The sequence below is a fragment of the Nonomuraea sp. NPDC050451 genome, from assembly GCF_044458585.1.
This window is the reverse complement of the sequence record NZ_JBITHZ010000012.1, coordinates 332,749-350,168: the sequence shown is the minus strand read 5'-3', so window position 1 is coordinate 350,168 and position 17,420 is coordinate 332,749. Positions and strand designations below refer to the sequence as shown.

General features: G+C 69.5%; 18 protein-coding genes. 6 read left to right on the top strand and 12 right to left on the bottom strand.

Annotated elements, in window-relative coordinates; all coding sequences use genetic code 11:
• The coding region (locus ACIBI9_RS33560; RefSeq protein WP_397227914.1) for an NADH-quinone oxidoreductase subunit H at positions 1-518 on the bottom strand (518 nt) is incomplete at its 3' end.
• A gap of 56 nt (positions 519-574) precedes the next feature.
• On the bottom strand, positions 575-1,375 hold the full coding sequence (locus ACIBI9_RS33555; RefSeq protein ID WP_397227912.1) for a helix-turn-helix domain-containing protein: 801 nt from the start codon (positions 1,373-1,375) through the stop codon (positions 575-577).
• A 267-nt stretch (positions 1,376-1,642) separates the two neighbouring features.
• On the opposite strand from ACIBI9_RS33555, the gene ACIBI9_RS33550 reads away from it, so the two are divergent.
• The 3 genes from ACIBI9_RS33550 (at position 1,643) to ACIBI9_RS33540 (ending at position 4,836) form a co-directional block, all read left to right on the top strand.
• Positions 1,643-2,563 (top strand): hypothetical protein, encoded by a 921-nt coding sequence (locus tag ACIBI9_RS33550; protein WP_397227910.1) that lies wholly within the window; start codon positions 1,643-1,645, stop codon positions 2,561-2,563.
• 208 nt (positions 2,564-2,771) lie between these two features.
• Entirely contained in the window at positions 2,772-3,995 is a 1,224-nt protein-coding gene (locus ACIBI9_RS33545) for an MFS transporter (protein ID WP_397227908.1), read from the top strand.
• Positions 3,996-4,488: 493 nt separating this feature from the next.
• Positions 4,489-4,836 (top strand): STAS domain-containing protein, encoded by a 348-nt coding sequence (locus tag ACIBI9_RS33540; protein ID WP_397227906.1) that lies wholly within the window; start codon positions 4,489-4,491, stop codon positions 4,834-4,836.
• A 130-nt stretch (positions 4,837-4,966) separates the two neighbouring features.
• Here the strand turns inward: ACIBI9_RS33540 and ACIBI9_RS33535 are convergent, their stop codons facing one another.
• Positions 4,967-6,667, bottom strand: coding sequence for a GAF domain-containing sensor histidine kinase (locus tag ACIBI9_RS33535; RefSeq protein WP_397227904.1), 1,701 nt, complete (start codon positions 6,665-6,667; stop codon positions 4,967-4,969).
• 469 nt (positions 6,668-7,136) lie between these two features.
• A complete protein-coding gene (locus ACIBI9_RS33530) occupies positions 7,137-7,556 on the bottom strand; it encodes a pyridoxamine 5'-phosphate oxidase family protein (protein WP_397227902.1) in 420 nt (139 codons plus the stop codon).
• Between the two features lie 273 nt (positions 7,557-7,829).
• On the opposite strand from ACIBI9_RS33530, the gene ACIBI9_RS33525 reads away from it, so the two are divergent.
• A complete protein-coding gene (locus tag ACIBI9_RS33525; protein ID WP_397227900.1) occupies positions 7,830-8,471 on the top strand; it encodes a response regulator in 642 nt (213 codons plus the stop codon).
• Positions 8,472-8,676: 205 nt separating this feature from the next.
• Here ACIBI9_RS33525 and ACIBI9_RS33520 read toward each other — a convergent pair whose 3' ends face one another.
• From ACIBI9_RS33520 to ACIBI9_RS33510, 3 genes are all read right to left on the bottom strand, one after another.
• Positions 8,677-9,876: an MFS transporter gene (locus tag ACIBI9_RS33520; RefSeq protein ID WP_397227898.1), complete on the bottom strand. Its 1,200-nt coding sequence runs from the start codon at positions 9,874-9,876 to the stop codon at positions 8,677-8,679.
• A complete protein-coding gene (gene narI, locus ACIBI9_RS33515; RefSeq protein ID WP_397227896.1) occupies positions 9,873-10,337 on the bottom strand; it encodes a respiratory nitrate reductase subunit gamma in 465 nt (154 codons plus the stop codon). Before narI ends, ACIBI9_RS33520 begins: the two co-directional genes overlap by 4 nt.
• Positions 10,338-10,557: 220 nt before the next feature.
• A complete protein-coding gene (locus ACIBI9_RS33510) occupies positions 10,558-11,562 on the bottom strand; it encodes an Acg family FMN-binding oxidoreductase (protein ID WP_397227894.1) in 1,005 nt (334 codons plus the stop codon).
• 173 nt (positions 11,563-11,735) lie between these two features.
• Between ACIBI9_RS33510 and ACIBI9_RS33505 the strand changes: the two genes are divergently transcribed.
• The gene (locus ACIBI9_RS33505; protein ID WP_397227892.1) at positions 11,736-12,248 is read left to right on the top strand and encodes a hypothetical protein; all 513 of its coding nucleotides are present in this window, start codon (positions 11,736-11,738) and stop codon (positions 12,246-12,248) included.
• A 596-nt stretch (positions 12,249-12,844) separates the two neighbouring features.
• On the opposite strand, the gene ACIBI9_RS33500 is transcribed toward ACIBI9_RS33505, so the two are convergent.
• From ACIBI9_RS33500 to ACIBI9_RS33485, 4 genes are all read right to left on the bottom strand, one after another.
• Positions 12,845-13,369 carry a hypothetical protein gene (locus tag ACIBI9_RS33500; protein WP_397227890.1) on the bottom strand — a complete coding sequence of 175 codons (525 nt, stop codon included), beginning with the start codon at positions 13,367-13,369 and terminating at the stop codon, positions 12,845-12,847.
• Between the two features lie 157 nt (positions 13,370-13,526).
• Positions 13,527-13,883 (bottom strand): hypothetical protein, encoded by a 357-nt coding sequence (locus tag ACIBI9_RS33495; RefSeq protein WP_397227887.1) that lies wholly within the window; start codon positions 13,881-13,883, stop codon positions 13,527-13,529.
• A gap of 27 nt (positions 13,884-13,910) precedes the next feature.
• A complete protein-coding gene (locus tag ACIBI9_RS33490; RefSeq protein ID WP_397227885.1) occupies positions 13,911-14,567 on the bottom strand; it encodes a CBS domain-containing protein in 657 nt (218 codons plus the stop codon).
• 94 nt (positions 14,568-14,661) lie between these two features.
• Entirely contained in the window at positions 14,662-15,507 is an 846-nt protein-coding gene (locus ACIBI9_RS33485; RefSeq protein WP_397227883.1) for a universal stress protein, read from the bottom strand.
• Positions 15,508-15,626: 119 nt separating this feature from the next.
• Between ACIBI9_RS33485 and ACIBI9_RS33480 the strand changes: the two genes are divergently transcribed.
• Complete coding sequence (locus tag ACIBI9_RS33480) at positions 15,627-16,310, top strand: pyridoxamine 5'-phosphate oxidase family protein (protein WP_397227882.1); 684 nt, start codon at positions 15,627-15,629, stop codon at positions 16,308-16,310.
• 56 nt (positions 16,311-16,366) lie between these two features.
• Here ACIBI9_RS33480 and ACIBI9_RS33475 read toward each other — a convergent pair whose 3' ends face one another.
• Positions 16,367-17,380, bottom strand: a complete 1,014-nt coding sequence (locus ACIBI9_RS33475; RefSeq protein ID WP_397227880.1) for an SMI1/KNR4 family protein — start codon at positions 17,378-17,380, stop codon at positions 16,367-16,369.
• Positions 17,381-17,420 lie beyond the last annotated feature (40 nt).

Here is a 17,420-nt window from a genome sequence, read left to right as displayed (position 1 = left end):
TACGAGACCACCTGCGCCGCCGACCTGAGACCGCCCAGCAGCGCGTACGGCGAGCGCGACGACCAACCGGCCAGCACCACGCCGTAGACCGACACGGCGCCCATGGCCAGCATGAACAGCACCGCCACCGGCAGGTCGACCAGCTGCAGCGGCGTCCGCACGCCGAACAGGTTGACCATCCCCGCGAAAGGCACGATCGAGAAGGCCAGGAACGCCGGGACCACCATGATGACCGGCGCCAGCAGGTAGAGCACCCGGTCCACCGTGCGCGGGAAGAGGTCCTCCTTCAAGCCCATCTTGATCGCGTCGGCGACGGACTGCAGGAGGCCGAACTTGCCGGCCCGGTTGGGGCCGAACCGGTTCTGCATCCTGGAGATCAGCTTGCGCTCGAACCAGACCCCGAAGACGACTCCCAGCGCCAGGAAGAGGAACACCATCACGGCCTTGACGATCGTGATCCACAGCGGGTCCCTGCCGAAGTCGGCGAGGGTGGGATCGGCCGCGAGAACGCCTGCCATGACGTGTTGCCCCTTCCTGTCCCCGGCACTCGTTCGACCCGGAGCGGAAGATCACGCTAGCCGGTGAGCCGATCGGTGTATTGAACGAATGCGAACAGCTGCTTCGGGGTCATCTGCGCCATCGCCCGCATCTCGCGGGTGAGGTGGGGCTGGTCGGCGTAGCCGCAGGCGACGGCCTCGTCCAGGGTGGCCGAAGGCCGTCTCCATGTGTCCAAGGTCCGCTGGAACCGGGCGATCCGGGCCACCGTCTTGGGCGACAGGCCCACCACCCGGCGGAATCCGAGCTCGACATAACGACGGCTGACGCCCAGCTCACCGGCGAGGGACCCGATGGTGGCCGGGCCGGCCGGGTCCTGCAGCCGCCACCAGGCGCGCATGATCAGGCCGTCGCGGCCGGCGTCGGGGCGCAGCCACGCCGTCAGCCGCTCCTCCAGCAGGCTGAAGCGGTCCGCCCAGCTCGCCGACGCGATCAACCGGCCGGTCAGCTCCTCGGCACGGGTGCCGAGGAGGTCCTCCAGCTGCGCGGTCGTGCCGGCCACCTCGCGTACGGGCGTCCCCGTCAGCGCCGCCATCCCGGCGGGGGTGAGCCCGACCGCCACCCCGTGACGCCACGGCGAGTGGGCCGAGAACGTCGCGGTCGCGCGGGGACCGGTGACGATCGGGCCCATGCCGGTGAAGTCGATGATCAGGGTGGCCGCGTTGAGCGGCAGCATCCGGCTGGGGTGGGCGGGCTCTCCCGCCCGGGTGCGAAAGCCGGCCCACCCCAGCACGTACGGACGCAGGTGCGGCGGTGGCAGACGGGCGATCATCTGGTACGGCTCCGCCTGTGGCTGCGTGGGCAGCGAGTGAATCGCCATCACACCAGCAAGCCTGCCCTATCTCACGTCGCTGGGTCGGCGTACTTCGCTCCAGGTTTTAAGGCGGAGCGCGACGCGAACGTCGCGGCCCCTCCAGCGGGGCGGGCACCCCAGGGTCACACGCCGCTCACCGTCCCCACGCCTGGCCGAGTCGGCGTGCTTTCCGCGAGTGGCGACGCACTTCGAGGAATTCGGAATCAGCGGCGGAGGGCCGGCCGCTGCTCGTACCGTAAGGGGCTTATTGTCCCTAATTGATCGGAAGCATGGATGACCCAGGACGCTATCGGCGCAGCCCTGCTGGAAGCCTTCGCAGCCGAAGGCTTTCCGGCCAGGTTCGTCGCCCCCACCACCCTCAGCATCAGCCTCCCGGGGGTCAGCGACTTCACCGCCGACATCGGCAACGTGTTCGCGGAGGCCGGCGGCGTCCCGCACGATGAGCTGCCCGCGTTCGCCGCGGACTTCGTCAGCGGGTTCGCCCGGGGATACAGAAGGAAGATGGCTCAGGTGCCGGACACGTCGGCTGACATCCGGCACCTGGTGGACAGCGAAGCACTGCGGATACGCATCTACTCCGAAGCCGCGCTGGCCGATCCTCCTGGCCTCCGTGACTCCCTGGTGACCCGTCCTCTCGCGCCGGGGCTGGTGGAGACCGTGGTCATCGACCTGCCCGACTCGATCATGTCGCTCGGGCGCGAGAGACTCGGCGGCCTGACGGAGAACCAGGTCTTCGGCGCGGCGCTCCACGCCTCTTTGCATCGGGAACCGCACTACACCAAGGTCGAGGAGGTCATGGGCGTCCCGGTCACGTTCATCGGTGAGACTCAGCGCTATATCGGCTGCCATGTCCACGTGCTCAGCCGCTACGTCGGGCCTGCCCGCCACGGTGCGCTGGTCTCCTTCCCGCTTCCGGAGTACCTGCTGGTACACGAGATCGGCGACGTCCATGTCATCGCGGCGATGGAGAGCATGCAGGCGGTCACCCGAACGCTGATCGAGCAGGGAGAGAAGGGCATCAGCTCGCAGGTCTACTGGTGGCGTCCCGGCCAGGACGAGCCGGCCGCGCTGGACGACGGAGGGGTGCCCGACCTGCGTCCGGTCGAGGTGGAGGTGGACCACCAGGAGAAGAGCATCACTCCCCGTACGGCGGAGACCCAGGAACTCATCGAGCTTTGGATGCGCGATCAGTAACTGACCCCACGCAACAGGAGGGCTGCCGGCCGTCCGGTGTGGCCGGCAGCCCTCCACGACCGCCTGGCGGGTGTCGCGCACGGGACCAGGTCTCAGTCCCGACATGTCTACTTCATCACCTATAGGCATCCTTCTCCCCGTTAATATTCATCTGTACGCCTGTACGCGCCTGCCGCACATCCGCAACCTCCACGGAGACCAATCTTCAATGGACCTCGCCACGCGCCGACGCCGGCAGGCGCTGTTCCTGCTCTTCTTCCTCCCGGGAATCGCGATGTCGTCGTGGGTGACCCGCACCCCCGACATCCGCGACCGGTTGGAAGCCTCCACCGGCCAGATGGGCTGGATCCTGTTCGGCCTGTCGCTGGGCTCCATGATCGGGATCCTCTGCTCCGGACGTCTCACCTCCCGCTACGGGACGAGACCCGTCATCGTCGTCGGAACCGCGATGATCGTCGCGAGCCTGGCCTTCATCAGCGCCGGCGCCCTCATGGCGTCCGTACCGCTGGTCATGGCGGGCCTGTGCGCGTTCGGCGCGGGCATGGGAGCCGGTGACGTCGCCGTGAACGTCGATGCCGCCGACGTCGAGCGGATCACCGGCAAGACGACGCTGCCCACCCTGCACGGCTGCTTCAGCCTGGGCACCGTCGTCGGCGCCGGCGCGGGCATCGCGGCCACCGCCGCCCGCCTTCCCGCGCACTGGCATCTGGCTGCGGTCACCCTGATCGCGGTCGTGCTCTTCCTGTACGCCATCCGCGCCGTCCCCGCGGGCATCGGCATCGGCGCACCGGGCCAGGCCGAGTCCGGCGGCACGGGATCGAAGGTCTGGAAGGACGGCAAACTTCTCCTGATCGGCGCGATCGTCCTGGCGATGGCCTTGGCCGAGGGAGCCGCCAACGACTGGCTGCCGCTGCTCATGGTCGACGGGCACGGGCTGGACGCCGCATCCGGGTCCCTCGTCTACGCCGGGTTCGCCGCGGCCATGACCATCGGCCGCTTCAGCGGCACCTTCTTCCTCGACCGCTTCGGCCGCACCGCCGTCATCCGCGCCAGCGCCGTCTCGGGAGCGCTCGGTCTTATCCTGGTGATCTTCTCGGACAACGCGGTGCTGGCCGGGGCGGCCGTCCTGTTCTGGGGGCTCGGCGCGTCGCTGGGCTTCCCCGTCGCCCTGTCCGCCGCGGGAGAATCCGGACCGAACGAGACCGCCCGCGTCAGCCTGGTGGCCACCATCGGCTACGTCGCCTTCCTCGTCGGCCCGCCCGGCCTCGGTTTCCTCGGCGACCACTGGGGCCTGCGCACGGCCATGCTCGCGGTGCTCGCCTTCGTCGCCTCCGCTGTCTTCCTGGCTCCCGCCGTCGACGCCCGCCGCCGCTCCGCCACCGTCGATCACGACGAAGAGCGGGCCGCTTCGACATTGCGGCGGAAAGGTTGAACCAGGTGACGTGAAGGGGGTCCTGCTCCGCTGCCATTCCGGCCGCGGCGGCGGCGTTCGCCTACGACTGCGTTCCCGCCCACCCTCGTCGGCGCGCTCGCCGCACAGGAGGCCGGTGAGGCGGCGGTGGCTCTCGACATCGAGTACTTCGCCACCGCTCGTCCACCGGCTGTCCGCCCTCACCGGTGTCCCTGAGGAAGATCGTGAGATCCGCCGTCGGATTCGGACGCCGCGTCCTTGGCCGACGCCCTGTCGCGATGGGCCGGACCGCCGGCGGGAAGCCGTTGAAGCCGTCGGGAGGCCGGGCCTCAGCCCGCCGTCAGGGTCTGGGCGGGCCCGCCGATGTACTGCCAGGTGGCGGAGTCGGCGGACCAGCGATCCACCCTGGTCAGCCACCATCTCAGGACCATCGGAAGACAACGATCGGGACCTTCGGCCCTATTGCGGCCATCGGAGCCCCCGACAGTATGGAGCAAGCGGTAATGGAGGTGAGATGGACAGGAAGCGTGCCAACCCAGGCCTATACCTGGAACATTTCCAACTTTCCGAGCAGGCGGTGAACGGCGCCGCGAAGGTCACGGTCAGTGGAGAGGTCGACCTGGCTGCGGCGCTGCCTCTGCAGGAACTGCTCATCGGCACGATGAACGGCCCGCGTTCGACCACGGAGGTCGACCTGGGGAACGTGTCGTTCATGGACGCGTCAGGACTCACAGCGCTCATCCGGGCCGACGCCAAGGCCCGAGACGTCGGCGGACGGCTGCATCTGTCCCATGTCCCCGAACGCGTCTTCCGCCTCATCAAGATCTTCGATCTGGATCATCGATTCTCCATCCTGACTTGATCACCGCCGCTCCCGACGAGAGCGCCCTGCTCGGAGCGGGGTGACGGGGACCTGGTGCATGGCCGCCTCGCTGAACGCGAACTCGAGTACGGCCCACCGAGGAGCAGGAGGTCAGCTCAGGCGTAGTCCCTCACAGAGGGACGTGCCAGCGCAGCCGCGTGCCTTTCCCGTCCGGTCCCGGGCTCTCCAGCTCCGCGGCGCCGCCCAGGCCGCCTGCCCGTTCCTCGATGTTGCGCAGGCCGCTTCTGCGTCCGCCCTCCCCCAGGCCGATGCCGTTGTCAGAGACCACGAGGGTGACGCCGTCTTTCGCCACCTCGGCCGAGACGTCGGCGCGGGTGGCGTGGGAGTGGCGTACGACATTGGACAGGGCCTCGCGCAGGACAGCCAGCAGATGCTCGGCCACGGTTTCGGGCACCAGCGTGTCGATCTGCCCTTCCATCCGCAGGCCCGGCATGAACCCCAGATGGCTGCCCGCGCCCTCCACCAGGTCCACGATCTGCCCCCGCAGGCTGGGCGCGGCCTGGTCGTGGGAGACCTGCAGGGCGAAGATGGACGAGCGGATCTGCCGGATCGTCTCGTCCAGTTCGTCGATGCCGCGCTGCAGCCGTTTGGCCGCCTCCGGATGGTCCACCAGCCGCACGGTGCTCATGAACGTCATCGCCGTCGCGAACAATCGCTGGATCACCACATCGTGCAGGTCCTTGGCGATCCGGTCGCGGTCCTCCAACAGGCCGAGCCGCTCCGCGTCCCGGCGCGCCTCGGCCAGTTCCAGCGCGATCGCCGCCTGGCCCGCGAAGGCATGCAGCATCTGCCGGTCCGCGGCGCTGAACGGCAGCCGCCCGCCCCGCTTGGCCAGCGCGAGCACCCCGCGCACCTTCGGCGGGCTGCCGAGCGGGATCATGAGCCCCGGGCCGTAACCCAGCCGCCGCAGCGGCGAGTCCAGGTGGGGAGCGCTCTGCAGGTCCGCGTCAGTCAGCGGCTCCCCCTTGGCGAACACGTCGCCGGCGAGGGTGGCCGACATCTCGAAGGCGGTTCCCAGCGCTTCCTCGGCGCCCTCTCCTTCGGCGACCTCCGCACGCAGCGAGTCCCCGGCCGGGTCCGGCAGCAGCACCTGGACCAGGTCGGCGTCGCTCATCTGGCGGGCGCGTGCGGCCACCACGGTGAGCACCTGGCCCGGCTCGGCGCCGGACAGCAGGCTCGTGGTCACCTCCGAAGAGGCCTGCAGCCAGGTCTCGCGCCGCCGCGACTCCTCATACAGGCGGGCGTTCTCCACGGCGACGCCGGCCGCGGTGGCCAGCGCGATCACGATCACCTCGTCCTCCTCGTCGAACTCGCCACCGCCGCGCTTCTCGGTCAGGTAGAGATTGCCGAACACCTCGTCGCGCACCCGTAGCGGGACACCGAGGAAGGTGCCCATCGGCGGGTGGCCGGGCGGGAAGCCGTACGACTCCGGATGATCCGAGATGCGGCGCAGCCGCAGCGGCCGGGCATCCTTGATCAGCAATCCGAGCAGGCCGAGCCCGTGCGGCCAGTGCTCGATGCGAGCGATCTCCTCCTCGCTCAGCCCGACCGGGATGAACTGGATGAGGGTGTTCTCCTGGCCCACCACGCCGAGCGCGCCATAGCTGGCGTCGACCAGCTTGGTCGCGGTCTCCACGATGCGCCGCAGCACCGTTTCCAGGTCGAGGTCGCTGCCCACGGACACGACGGCCTCGAGCAGCGCGTGCACCCGGTCCCGGGTGGCCAGCACGGCGTTGAGCCTTACCTGCAGCTCGGCCAGCAGCTCATCGAGCCGCATCTGCGGCATCAACGGACGGTGCTCGCTTTCCATATCGATCAGTCTGGCACCACGCCAGATCGCCTCCTACCCTCCCCATGTCCGGGAGCGCTTCCCGGGACTTTCGTCCCTGCGAATCCACCTTGGAAAGCGACGCCATGAAAAGGGGGAACCCATAGGAGAGAGGCCATGACCGCAGGAGCAACCGCGGTCAAGACGCGTCAAGGGACTCGTGACGAACGGCATCAGCGCCGTAGCGGTGCTGGGTGAGGGCGATCGGGTCGTCGGCGTCGTCTCCGAGGGGGACCTGATGACCGCTCCTGCGGTGACGTTCCGGCGTCCGCCGACGAGATCAAGCGGCGCGTCCTCGAAGGGGTCCCGCCGCACGCCCGGTGGAACGCTCGTGACGGCATCGTCACACACGCACCGAGGCGGCAGCCGCCTTCCACCCGAACGAGTGTCCGGAGGGCTTGTGGCCGGGAGCCGCCGTTCAGGTGGGGCCGTCCCCGACTCCAGGGCCGCCTCATCCGGGGACGGCGGCGGGGACCAGTTCGTAGCCGGTGATGATCTGCGGACGGATGCGGATCACCTGGTCCAGCTGCCCCGTCACCCAGGGCTTGATCATGGACTTGAGCCGGGCCGCCTCATCAGGATCCGTCACGAGCTGGGCGAAGCCGGTCACGACCACGCTCCAGCCGAGGCGTTCCTCGACGTCCAGTTCGTCCGCTTCGAAGGCCACCACGGCCTCGAACGCCGCCACCTCCGCACTCAGGATGGTCCCCGCGCTGGAGCGGATGACGATCTGCCCGTCGGTGACGACGTGATTCACCGGCCGTACGGCCGGAAGCGCGTGCCGCGTGAACACGACACGTCCGAGCGGCACGCCGGCCAGCCGTCGCAGTGAGTCCGCCGCGGACAGTTCCTTGAGGTTACGGCCGTTCATGCCACCAGACCGCCTGTCGTCCTGTAATTCACCGCGACAGCCTGATGTACGGACGGCGCCAGGAACAGGGTCCAACGTCCCTTCTTGCTGCGCCCGCGAACCGTCCGTTGCGACGAGAAGTGACGCCTCCATGAAAGCGGGCATGCGCGACAGGCGGTCTGCGTGTCCCAGCGCAGCGAAGGCCAGGGGTTCGCCGGTTGAGCGGCTCAGGTGTGCCCGGCTAGGGACTTTGGACTCTTTGTGATCGTTAATCGTGTGACTAACGTCGGGAGCATGATTCGTGTGTTCCTCCTTGACGACCATGAGGTCGTACGGCGCGGGGTCGCCGCCTTGCTGGACTCCGAGGACGACATCGAGGTCATCGGCGACGCGGGAACCGCCGAGTCGGCCATCGCCCGCATTCCCGCGCTCAAGCCCGACGTCGCGGTGCTGGACGTGCGGTTACCCGATGGCAACGGCGTCGACGTGTGCCGAGAGGTGCGTTCCCGGCTGCCCGGGCTGGCGTGCCTGATGCTGACGTCGTTCGCCGACGACGACGCGCTGTTCGACGCGGTGATGGCCGGCGCGTCCGGCTACGTGCTCAAGCAGATCCACGGCTCCGACCTGGTCGGCGCCGTCCGCACGGTCGCCTCGGGCCAGTCCCTGCTCGACCCGCAGACCACCGCCGCCATGCTGCAACGTCTGCGCGACCAGGCCGCCCGCAAGGACCCCCTCGCCGCGCTGACGGAACAGGAACGCCACATCCTCGACCTGATCGGCGAGGGCCTGACCAACCGGCAGATCGGCGAACGGCTGTTCCTGGCCGAGAAGACGGTCAAGAACTACGTCTCGAACCTGCTGGCCAAGCTCAACATGCAACGGCGCACCCAGGCAGCCGCCCTGTCCGCCCGGCTGCGGGCCCACAAGCCCCGATAGCCGGTGGACGAACGGCCGGACGTCCACGCCACCGCGACGGCCTGGGCTTCACCACACCCTGATCGATCTCGACGGAGAACGCCTCGAGGTCCGGGAGCACGGCTCGGACATCCACTTCCAGCTCTGTGGCCGGATGGGTGAGACCCGCTGGTGTGGCGTACCGATGATCCGCTGTATGTGCGTGCGGCGGGCCGCCACGGCCGGCTTACCGGACGGTTGCGCCTTGTGAGACCGCAGAACGGGTGACGGTGATCGTCAGGATCAGGGTGAGTGCAGCGGTGACGGCGAGCAGCGCCAGGCCGAGGCCGTAGGAGCCGAGCTGCCCGTAGACGAAACCCATGACCAACGGCGGCACGAACCCGCCGAGCCCGCCGGCCGCGCCGACCAGCCCGGTGACCGCGCCCACCTTGTCGGGCGGCGCGACCTGGGCGACCAGGGCGAAGGTGGCGCCGCTGCCTGCGCCGACTGCGGCCGCCATGGTCAGGAACGCGATGGTACCCACAGGCATCAGGCCCGGGGTAAGGGCCTGTGTCCCGGCCATGACGGCGATCACCGTGAACACGCCGGACAGGACGCGCACCGGGCCGATCCGATCCGACAGCCAGCCGCCCAGCGGCCGCATCACCACGGCCAGCACCACGAACCCCGCCATCCGGTTGGCCGCGTCGGCCTGCTCCAGCCCGTAGCCGGTCTGCAGGTAGGCGGGCAGGTAGACGGCGAAGGCGACATATCCGCCGAACGCCACCGCGTACAGCACGCACGCCTGCCAGGTGATCGGCAGCTTCAGCGTGGCGGCCAGGCGCGCCGTGAGCGGCTCGGTCGCCACCGTGCGACCGGGCGCGTCCCGCAGGAGCAGCCACGCCACGGCGGCATAGATGGCCAGGACGGCGGCGGTGATGACGAACGGAGTCGCCGCGCCGCCGGTCCTGACGAGGGTGACGGTGGTCAACGCGCTGATGGCGGTGCCGCCCATGCCCGCGCCGAAGATCCCGACCGCGAGCCCGCGCCGGTGCGGCGGGAACCATGCACTGACGAACGGCACCCCGATGGCGAAGGCGGTCCCGGCGATGCCCAGAAAGAGACCGCCGACCAGAAGCGCGATCAGCGAGGTCTGCCCGGCCACACCGATGAACAGCACCGGCACGATCGCAGCGGCGGAGACCAAGGGAAACATCACGCGCCCGCCGAAGCGGTCGGTGAGGGCACCGACAGGGATACGGCCCAACGAGCCGACGATCACGGGCACGGCCACCAGCAGCGCCTGCTGGGGTGCCGACAGGCCGAGCAGTTCCTTGAAGCGGGGCCCCAGAGGGCTGAGCAATGCCCAGGCCCAGAAGTTGATCGCGAAGCCCAGGGTCGCCAGGGCGAGCATCAACACGGGTTTGCGACCGGTCGCGTGCGTCATGTTCTTCCTCTCGCGCTCATTTCCGGCTCTCCCAGGGCGTAGGGGCGCCGCCGGTAGACGATGTACGGCCGCCACAGGTATGCGATCGGCGCCGACCAGACGTGTACGAGCCTGCTGAACGGCCAGATCGCTGCCAGCACCCAGGCCGACATCGCGTGCAGCTGGAAGACCGGCGGCACGCCGGCCATCAGGTCCGGGTCAGGACGGAAGGTGAGGACGCCGCGGAACCAGACGGCGATGGTGGCGCGGTAGTCGTAGCCCCCGCCGAGCAGGTTCTTGCCGATGGTCGCGGTCAGGCCGAGCAGGATCGTCGCCGCCAGGACCACGTAGAGGACCCTGTCGGCGCGGGTGGTGGTGCGGCGCACGCGCGGGTTGGTGAGGCGGCGAGCCAGCAGCAGCGCCAAGCCGGCACGGATCCCCGACAGGTCCCTGACCAACACCCCTGGCGAGCGAGTGGACATCGCATCACCGGACACTCGATTCCGCCACCACGGGCTCATCGTCGCTTGAGTCTCCCCGTGACGGTGATGGGTGGACGTACCTCCGCCCTGGGGGTGAATGCCTCGGCGGCATCCGGGTGCCGACCTTCAGGACCCTGCGGATCGCGGTTGTTCTCGCAGCCCGTGTCGAGCCGTCTCGGCGCAGCGCCGTACGGGCCGCCGCGGTCCGACAGCTTGGTCCTTATTCCACGATCTCCGAGAGGGGACGGCGGACCGACTCTTTGTCGTCGAAGGTGATGCCCAGTCGCATGATCATCTGCGGATACTCGTCCGAGCAGAGCTCGTGGCGCAGGAACTCGCGTAGCGGGCCCATCTCCAGCGCCTGCGTGTGGAACGCGGCGCTGGCCCCGTACGCGGAGGCGTGCAGCAGGACGTGCTGCAGCGCCTGCCCGGCGTCGATCCACTCCTGCCGGCTGTCGCCCGGCGTGGTGAGCAGCGCCACGACCCCGACAGAGGTCGCGGTCCGCTGATCGGCCTGGCTGCCCCAGTCGTGCCGCCAGGAGTAGTCACGCTGCGGGAAGTCCGGGTCGGTGTGGACCGGCCGGCGTGGATAGCCTCGGGCGGGAACCCCGTCCTTGCGCCTGCTGCCCGGTGGCCGACCCCAGCGGATCATCTCCAGGCTGAAGCGCCTGTCCTGCGCCTGCACCCCCTGCGCGGCCTGAGTGAGCAAGGCGATCACCCGGACCGCTTCCGGGGAACGCACGGGGGTCAGCGTGGCGCCTTCCCCCGTGGCGGCGCGGCTCAGTCGTTCGATCAGGTTGTCCGGCACCGGCATGTCGGCGAAGCCCGCCCTGTGGGTACGGCGTCGTTCGATCTCCCCGGCCAGAAGCTTGATGGACTCGTCGGGGTACGCCTCGGTGCCCGGGCGGAGCGTGGCGAGCAAGGACGGCCGGTCCGGGTCCGGCAAGATGCGCACCACCGGCTCGAAGCCTTCGCACCGCATGGCCGTACGGAGGGTGTAGAGCGCCGCGCCGCAACTAATCAGCAGCTCGCGGCCCGAGGCGTCGCTGACGCGCAGCTTCCTGTCCGGATCTGCCCGCAGGCTGATCTCCTCCCCCGATATCGAGAAGGTCCAGGGCTGCGTGTTGTGTACGGACGGCGCCCAGCGCGCGGCCTCCACCGCGGCGCCGATCGCGTGCTTCGCCGACAGGACAGCCATGACGCCCACCTCCACGGAATCAGGCATCAAGCGCATCACGCCCTGCGCGTCCCGAGTCAGGGCCAAAGGTCCCGTACGGCCAGGACCGTCGGCCCTCCGCCGTGTAAATCGCTTCTCAGTCTGCGGCCTCATGCCGGCGTGTGTGGCGCCGCGTCGGCCGATGCGATCATTCGCCTGAAGCATGCCCTTACTGTTGAGACGTGCAAGAGGCGCTCACTTATCTAGATCAGACCTTCATCAACTTTCGTGAGTTCCTCTTCGAGGATCATGCATCTCGCTGGGTCGACATCAAGCGCTTCGGTGTGTCTCACTCGGATGTCGGCGATACCCACCTACTGACGGAGCTGATCGGCCATGAGCAGTTCCGGGACGACTATGCCGGAGGGGGAGTCGAGGCCGACGGGCTTCGCCATGGCCCCTACTGGCTGCGGAACGTGAGCCCGGCCGCATACGTGCGCGTGGACGAGATGAGCGCGAACGCCATGCTGCGCGACTGGGCGGCACAGTCCGGCCCTCTTCCTGCGGCTCTGTCCGCCCGGCTGGAGCACGAGGTTCATCCGCTGGTCGCAGGAGCCACCGCGAGATACCGGCTCTCAGATCTCGGTTATGGGGCCTTTCACGACTGGGGTGGGGTTCATATCGACTTTCACGAGCTGGTCTTCATCGACCGCCCCGCCAAGATCTTGTCGCTCCTGGTCGCCGCTGACGACTGAGCGCGTGTTCAGGAGGGCCAGTAGCTCGGCTGGTCAAGTACGTACCGCTGCCGGCGTGTAGCGGAGTTTCCGCGGGGAGGCGGCGGGCCATACCGGCGATGGCGGCCCAGCGGATAATGGCCTCGGATACGGCTGGGCCGCGTTCGCAGTCGCGGGCCAGCCGTCGGCAGGCGGTCAGCCAGGCCAAGGCCCGCTCCACCACGCAACGGCGGTTTGTGTGGAATTTGTTTTGTCGAGCCGCGCTGATCGGTCGCGGTCAGTTGGGTGCCGGATCGCCGAGCAGGCCGACCTTGCTGACAACGGATCGAAGCCGAGGACCGGGTGTTCTTGGCTTCCGCCTTCCGACGGCGCCGGTCTCCGGGACCGTACACGGGACCTTCGCCTCTTGCGCGGGCAGTGGCCGGTGACGTGGGCTGGACGTACCAGGTTTCTGGTAAGGAGAAGCCGTCATGGATTGGCCCATCGCGATCGTCATCGTTTCCGTGATCTTGGGCGTCGCCGTCATCGTCACGACATTCATCGCCCGCCCCAGGAAATAGAACCTGCACGAACAGCGCGACGCCCACCCTTGCGCAGGGTGGGCGTGAGCTTGCCGGCTACTTGAGGTAGGGGTTGTCCCGGACGATGGGGAGGCTGCCGAGCCCCAGGGTGGCGCCGGCGTTGGCGAGGGCGAGGCCGACCAGGACGATGGCGTAGACGATGTGCTCGTCCATGAAGGGGTTGTTGGCCAGGGGCAGCTCGGCCGCCCACATGAGGACCAGCATCAGGCTGCCGGTGATCGCGGCGATCCGGGTGCCGACGCCCAGGGTGAGCGCGAGGCCGATGCCCAGCAACCCGGACATGAACAGCCAGTCCACCCATGCCTGCCCGGCCAGCGAGCCGAAGAAGCCGCCCAGCGCGTTCTCGCCGGTGCCCTTGAGGAACCCTGTCGTCGGGCTGCCACCGGAGATCCAGGCGCGGTCGGCCGGGGTGGCGAACCCCCAGCCGAAGGTCTTGTCCAGGAACGCCCACAGGAAGATCCAGCCGATCGAGATCCGGGCGATCGCCCAGACGTAGTCGACGGGACGGCGGGTGGTGGCGGCGCCGGCATTCATGACGGGCCTGTTGACGGTGGTGGCCATGACGGCCCCCTTTCAGTGGGGATCAGTCGTCCTTGTCACGCCTCAAGCACACCGTCTGCGCCGTCCTCGAGGCAGTGCCGTACGGCCCGCGGCTCCGGGACCTTCGTCCCTCAGAGCCGGGCAAACCCCGCACACCAGGGACTTATCGGTACGTCCCCTACTCGGCCCGGCCGGCCAGCGAGCTCCGCCTGGCGCGAAGTGCGAGGTCAGCACGGCGTACAGCAGGCAAAGGCAGGCCGCCGACTGTCGATCTGCTCCGTGAGCTCGACTGGCGGCCAGGCCCGGTCGCGAGTCCGGTGATCTCGGCGTGCGCGCTGCCCATGGTCACGATCGCGTCGGCGTCGCCGAGCAGCCTGATCAGGGTCAGGTACAGGCGCTGCTGCTCGGCCCGCTCATGCTTGACGTGCGGTTGCCGGACGGCGACGGCGTGAATGTTCGCGGGGAGATGCGCTCGCGGCTGCCGGGCCGGGTGTGCCTCATGTCCCTCGCATTCGCCGACGACGACTCGCCTCAACCGGCCGTACCGCCGTCCAGAAGGCTCCTACATCCCGGAGGGGGCGATGAGAAGGTCGTCCTTGTCGAAGGCCACCTCGGACCTCACGTCCACGACCCCCTCGATCAGCCGGATCTGCTCCGTCAGTGCGAGGGCCTGTGATTTCCATTCGACCACGCCGCTGATCGTCACCACGCCCTGGTGGATGTCCACGGTGAACGCCGCGGGATTCGGCAGGACGGCTCTGATGTCCGCCGCCAGTTCCTCGACCGGTCGGGTGAAGACGCGCAGCACATCGCGCTGGTGCAGGGTGCCGACGATGCGTCCGGTGTTCATGTCGGTCACGGGCAGCTGCTTGATGCGCTTGGCGTGCATCAGCCGGGCGGCGTCCCGCACGGAGGTGCCCGGTGTGACGGTGATCGCCGGGGAGGTCATGAGCTGAGCGGCCGTCACGCCCGCGGCCTTCTGGTGCTCCCACTGCCGCCGGCGGGACTCGAAGATCGACAGGCTGTTCCTGACCGGGTCGGCCTCCTTCAGGAGCAGATCGTCTTCGGAGACCACCCCCACGGGCCGTCTGTCAGCGTCGATCACGGCGACCGCGCCTACCGCGAACCGCTCCATGGCGTCCACGATCTCGGCGAAAGAGGCCTCCTTCAGTACGGCGATGGCCACGCGCCCCATGATGTCCTTGACTTCGAATGGCATGACACCTACCTCCCCTTTCACGATCCGCCGGCGCGACCTCCTCCGGCAGTGGCGAACGTCCCCGATGCCGGGTGACCAAGGTCCTGACCAGCGGTTACCGGGCGCGGACGACCGCCACCGGGCAGTGCGCGTGGGACAGGACACCCCGGCTGACCGAGCCGAGCAGCATCGAGCCCACGGATCCGCGCCCGTGCGAGCCCACCACCAGCAGGTCCGCCCGCTCGGACGCGTCAGTGAGAGCTTCGACGGGATGGGCCGATTGGACGTCCTCGATCACCTTCACCTCCGGGTGGTCATCGCTGAAGACCATCACCCGGTCCCGGACGACCTGATGCTGTGCCGTACGGATCTCGTCCATGTCGTAGCTGATCTCGGGCGCGAAGGCGTGCACCGGCAACTGCCAGGCGTGCACCACGCGCAGCGCGCTCCCGCGCAGCTTCGCCTGCTCGAAGGCGTAGGCCAGCGCGGGCTCGCACTCCGGCGAGTCGTCCACCCCGACCACGACCTCCTGGTACACCGTCCCCTGCTCACCGCGTACGACCACGACGGGACAGTGCACCTGGCCGGCCACGTGCATGCTGACGGAACCCAGCAGCGCGCCGGCGAACCCGCCCAGCCCTCGGCTGCCGACCACGACCTCGGTGGCGTCCTCGGCCTGCTCGCGCAGGACCTCGGCGGGCGCGCCCTCGATGTCCTCGGTCGTGACCTCGACGGTGAGCTGACGCTCGCGCACGAGCGCCTCCGCCTCGTGCAGGATCCTCTGCCCCTCGCTCCGCAGCGCATCCGCGAGAACGGCGATGGGGTGCTTGCGGATCTGGTACGGCAAGCGGTCCGTGGCATGGACGATCCGCAGCGGCACCCGCATGCGGAACGCGTCGTCGGCCGCCCACTCCAGCGCGGCGCGCGAGTTCACTGAGCCGTCCGCTCCTACGATGATCATGATGTGCCTCCTTCGTCACCTTCCATCCGACCCGCTCGCGCCCGTCCGCAGCAGGGCCGCAGGTCGGTCCGGCCAGGGCCGAAGGACCCTGTCCGCCGAACGGGTGGCCGGGTAGCTTCGTGGACGTCACCAGGGAGGACATGCTCATGACCGGCACCGGCGACTTCGGGCGTCGCATCAGCTATCACCGTCACCAGCTCGGCCTCACCGCCCAGCAGGTGGCCGACCGGGCGGACATGTCCGCCGGATACGTCCAGCACCTCGAAGGCCATCTGGGCACTCCTGACACGGGTACGGTGGCCCGCCTGGCCGCCGCCCTTGAAACGACGGTCGAGGACCTGCTGGGCGGTGGGCGCGATCGCCCGCCCGGCCCCGGATCCGGCTCGGCCGACGCGGTCCTGGAGGTCCTCGAACCCGGGGAGTGCCTGCGGCTGGTCGCCCCGGGTGGCATCGGCCGAGTGGCGTTCAACAGTCCGGACGGGCCCACGGTGCTGCCGGTGAACTACAAGCTCCACGACGGCGCCATCGTCTTCCGCACCGCCCCCGGCGGCCCCATGGACCAGGACCTGCGCACCGGCGTGGAAGGGGTGGAGATCAAGATCGGCTTCGAGGTCGACCGGATCGACGAAGCCCAGCGGGAGGGCTGGAGCGTCCTCATCCAGGGCCCCGCCCACCATGTGTCCCAGGACGAGGTGGACAAGGCCGCCCAGGCTGGCGTCACCCCATGGACGGGCGGCGAGCGCCGGCTCTACATCCGCATCGTCCCGCACCAGATCACGGGCCGCCGCATCCACGGCCTCTGAGGAATGACGGTCCGGACATCGTCACGGACACCGGGCAGTGCGCAAGCAGCGCGATGCTAGCCGCGCCGGAGGGCGGCGGGGCTGAAACCCTCGCCGTAGGCGCCCTCCAGCCAGGCCGTCAGCCACTCGGCGAAGCTCAGGTGCTGAGGCAGCAGCGGCGCGCCCGGCGCCTCGCCGGGCGCCACCGGATCCCAGACCCACATCGGGCCGGCCGGGTCGCGGCAGTCCGCCAAGGACCAGATCGTGCTGCCCCAGTCGCACAACCAGACCATGCCGTCGGGGACCAACTGGCGCGGGGCGGCGGTGAACAGCTCGTGACACTCGACGATGTCGGTGCCCGGACGGGGGCCGGAGGCGTCGGGGACGCCGAGGAGCCCGCCACCCGGGCCGAAGCCGCCGTTGGCCACCTCCAGGTACAGCCGCCGCAGCAGCGGCGGCAGCGGATGGCCGATCGCCTCCTCGGCTTCGGCCACCGCGGTCGCGGGCGCGGGCGGCGGGAGAGCGGTGATCTCCCGGACCCGTGCGACGATCTCGTCGTCGGGAAGCGGCCGGCGGGGCCCGAGATCGCGCGGGACGTCATCGGGCAGCAGGCGGCGGGCGGCGACGGCGGTCAGGCCGCCGGTCTCGTAGGCGCTCTCCAGATTGCCGCCGAGCGAGGCGGCGAGCCATTCCGCGAGCGTCATGTTCTGGGGGGACAGCGACGGCTCGCCGCCGGGGTCCCAGGCCCACATCGGGCCGGCCGGGTCCGTGCAGTCCACCAGGGACCAGGTGGCGCAGCCCCAGTCGAACAGCCACACCATCCCGGGCCGGCCCTCCGGCCGTTCCAAGGTCGCGTGGACGTCGACGATGTCGGCCCATTCGTCGTGGTGCTCGTACGCGCTGCCGGAGACCCCGAGAACCCCCTCGCGCGGGCCGAAGCCGCCGTTGGCCACCTCCAGGTACAGCCGCCGCAGCAGCGGGGGCAGCGGATGGCCGATGGCCTCCTCCGCCGCCTTGACCGCCGCCGGCGTCGCCGGCGGCGGCAGGCCGGGTTCCGCGCGGATCGCCGCGATCAGCTCGTCCTCGGTCACGTGTGCCATCCTGAAGTTCTCGTGGAGCGCAGGTCAAGGA

What these genes read in the sequence shown, in the direction of transcription:
- ACIBI9_RS33510 (WP_397227894.1), bottom strand. Translation starts at nt 11,562, where the DNA reads ATGCCTGATTCCGTGGAGGTGGGCGTCATGGCTGTCCTGTCGGCGAAG.
- ACIBI9_RS33520 (WP_397227898.1), bottom strand. Translation starts at nt 9,876, where the DNA reads ATGACGCACGCGACCGGTCGCAAACCCGTGTTGATGCTCGCCCTGGCG.
- ACIBI9_RS33525 (WP_397227900.1), top strand. Translation starts at nt 7,830, where the DNA reads ATGATTCGTGTGTTCCTCCTTGACGACCATGAGGTCGTACGGCGCGGG.
- ACIBI9_RS33530 (WP_397227902.1), bottom strand. Translation starts at nt 7,556, where the DNA reads ATGAACGGCCGTAACCTCAAGGAACTGTCCGCGGCGGACTCACTGCGA.
- ACIBI9_RS33550 (WP_397227910.1), top strand. Translation starts at nt 1,643, where the DNA reads ATGACCCAGGACGCTATCGGCGCAGCCCTGCTGGAAGCCTTCGCAGCC.
- narI (WP_397227896.1), bottom strand. Translation starts at nt 10,337, where the DNA reads ATGTCCACTCGCTCGCCAGGGGTGTTGGTCAGGGACCTGTCGGGGATC.
- ACIBI9_RS33490 (WP_397227885.1), bottom strand. Translation starts at nt 14,567, where the DNA reads ATGCCATTCGAAGTCAAGGACATCATGGGGCGCGTGGCCATCGCCGTA.
- ACIBI9_RS33555 (WP_397227912.1), bottom strand. Translation starts at nt 1,375, where the DNA reads ATGGCGATTCACTCGCTGCCCACGCAGCCACAGGCGGAGCCGTACCAG.
- ACIBI9_RS33500 (WP_397227890.1), bottom strand. Translation starts at nt 13,369, where the DNA reads ATGGCCACCACCGTCAACAGGCCCGTCATGAATGCCGGCGCCGCCACC.
- ACIBI9_RS33535 (WP_397227904.1), bottom strand. Translation starts at nt 6,667, where the DNA reads ATGGAAAGCGAGCACCGTCCGTTGATGCCGCAGATGCGGCTCGATGAG.
- ACIBI9_RS33540 (WP_397227906.1), top strand. Translation starts at nt 4,489, where the DNA reads ATGGACAGGAAGCGTGCCAACCCAGGCCTATACCTGGAACATTTCCAA.
- ACIBI9_RS33545 (WP_397227908.1), top strand. Translation starts at nt 2,772, where the DNA reads ATGGACCTCGCCACGCGCCGACGCCGGCAGGCGCTGTTCCTGCTCTTC.
- ACIBI9_RS33485 (WP_397227883.1), bottom strand. Translation starts at nt 15,507, where the DNA reads ATGATCATCGTAGGAGCGGACGGCTCAGTGAACTCGCGCGCCGCGCTG.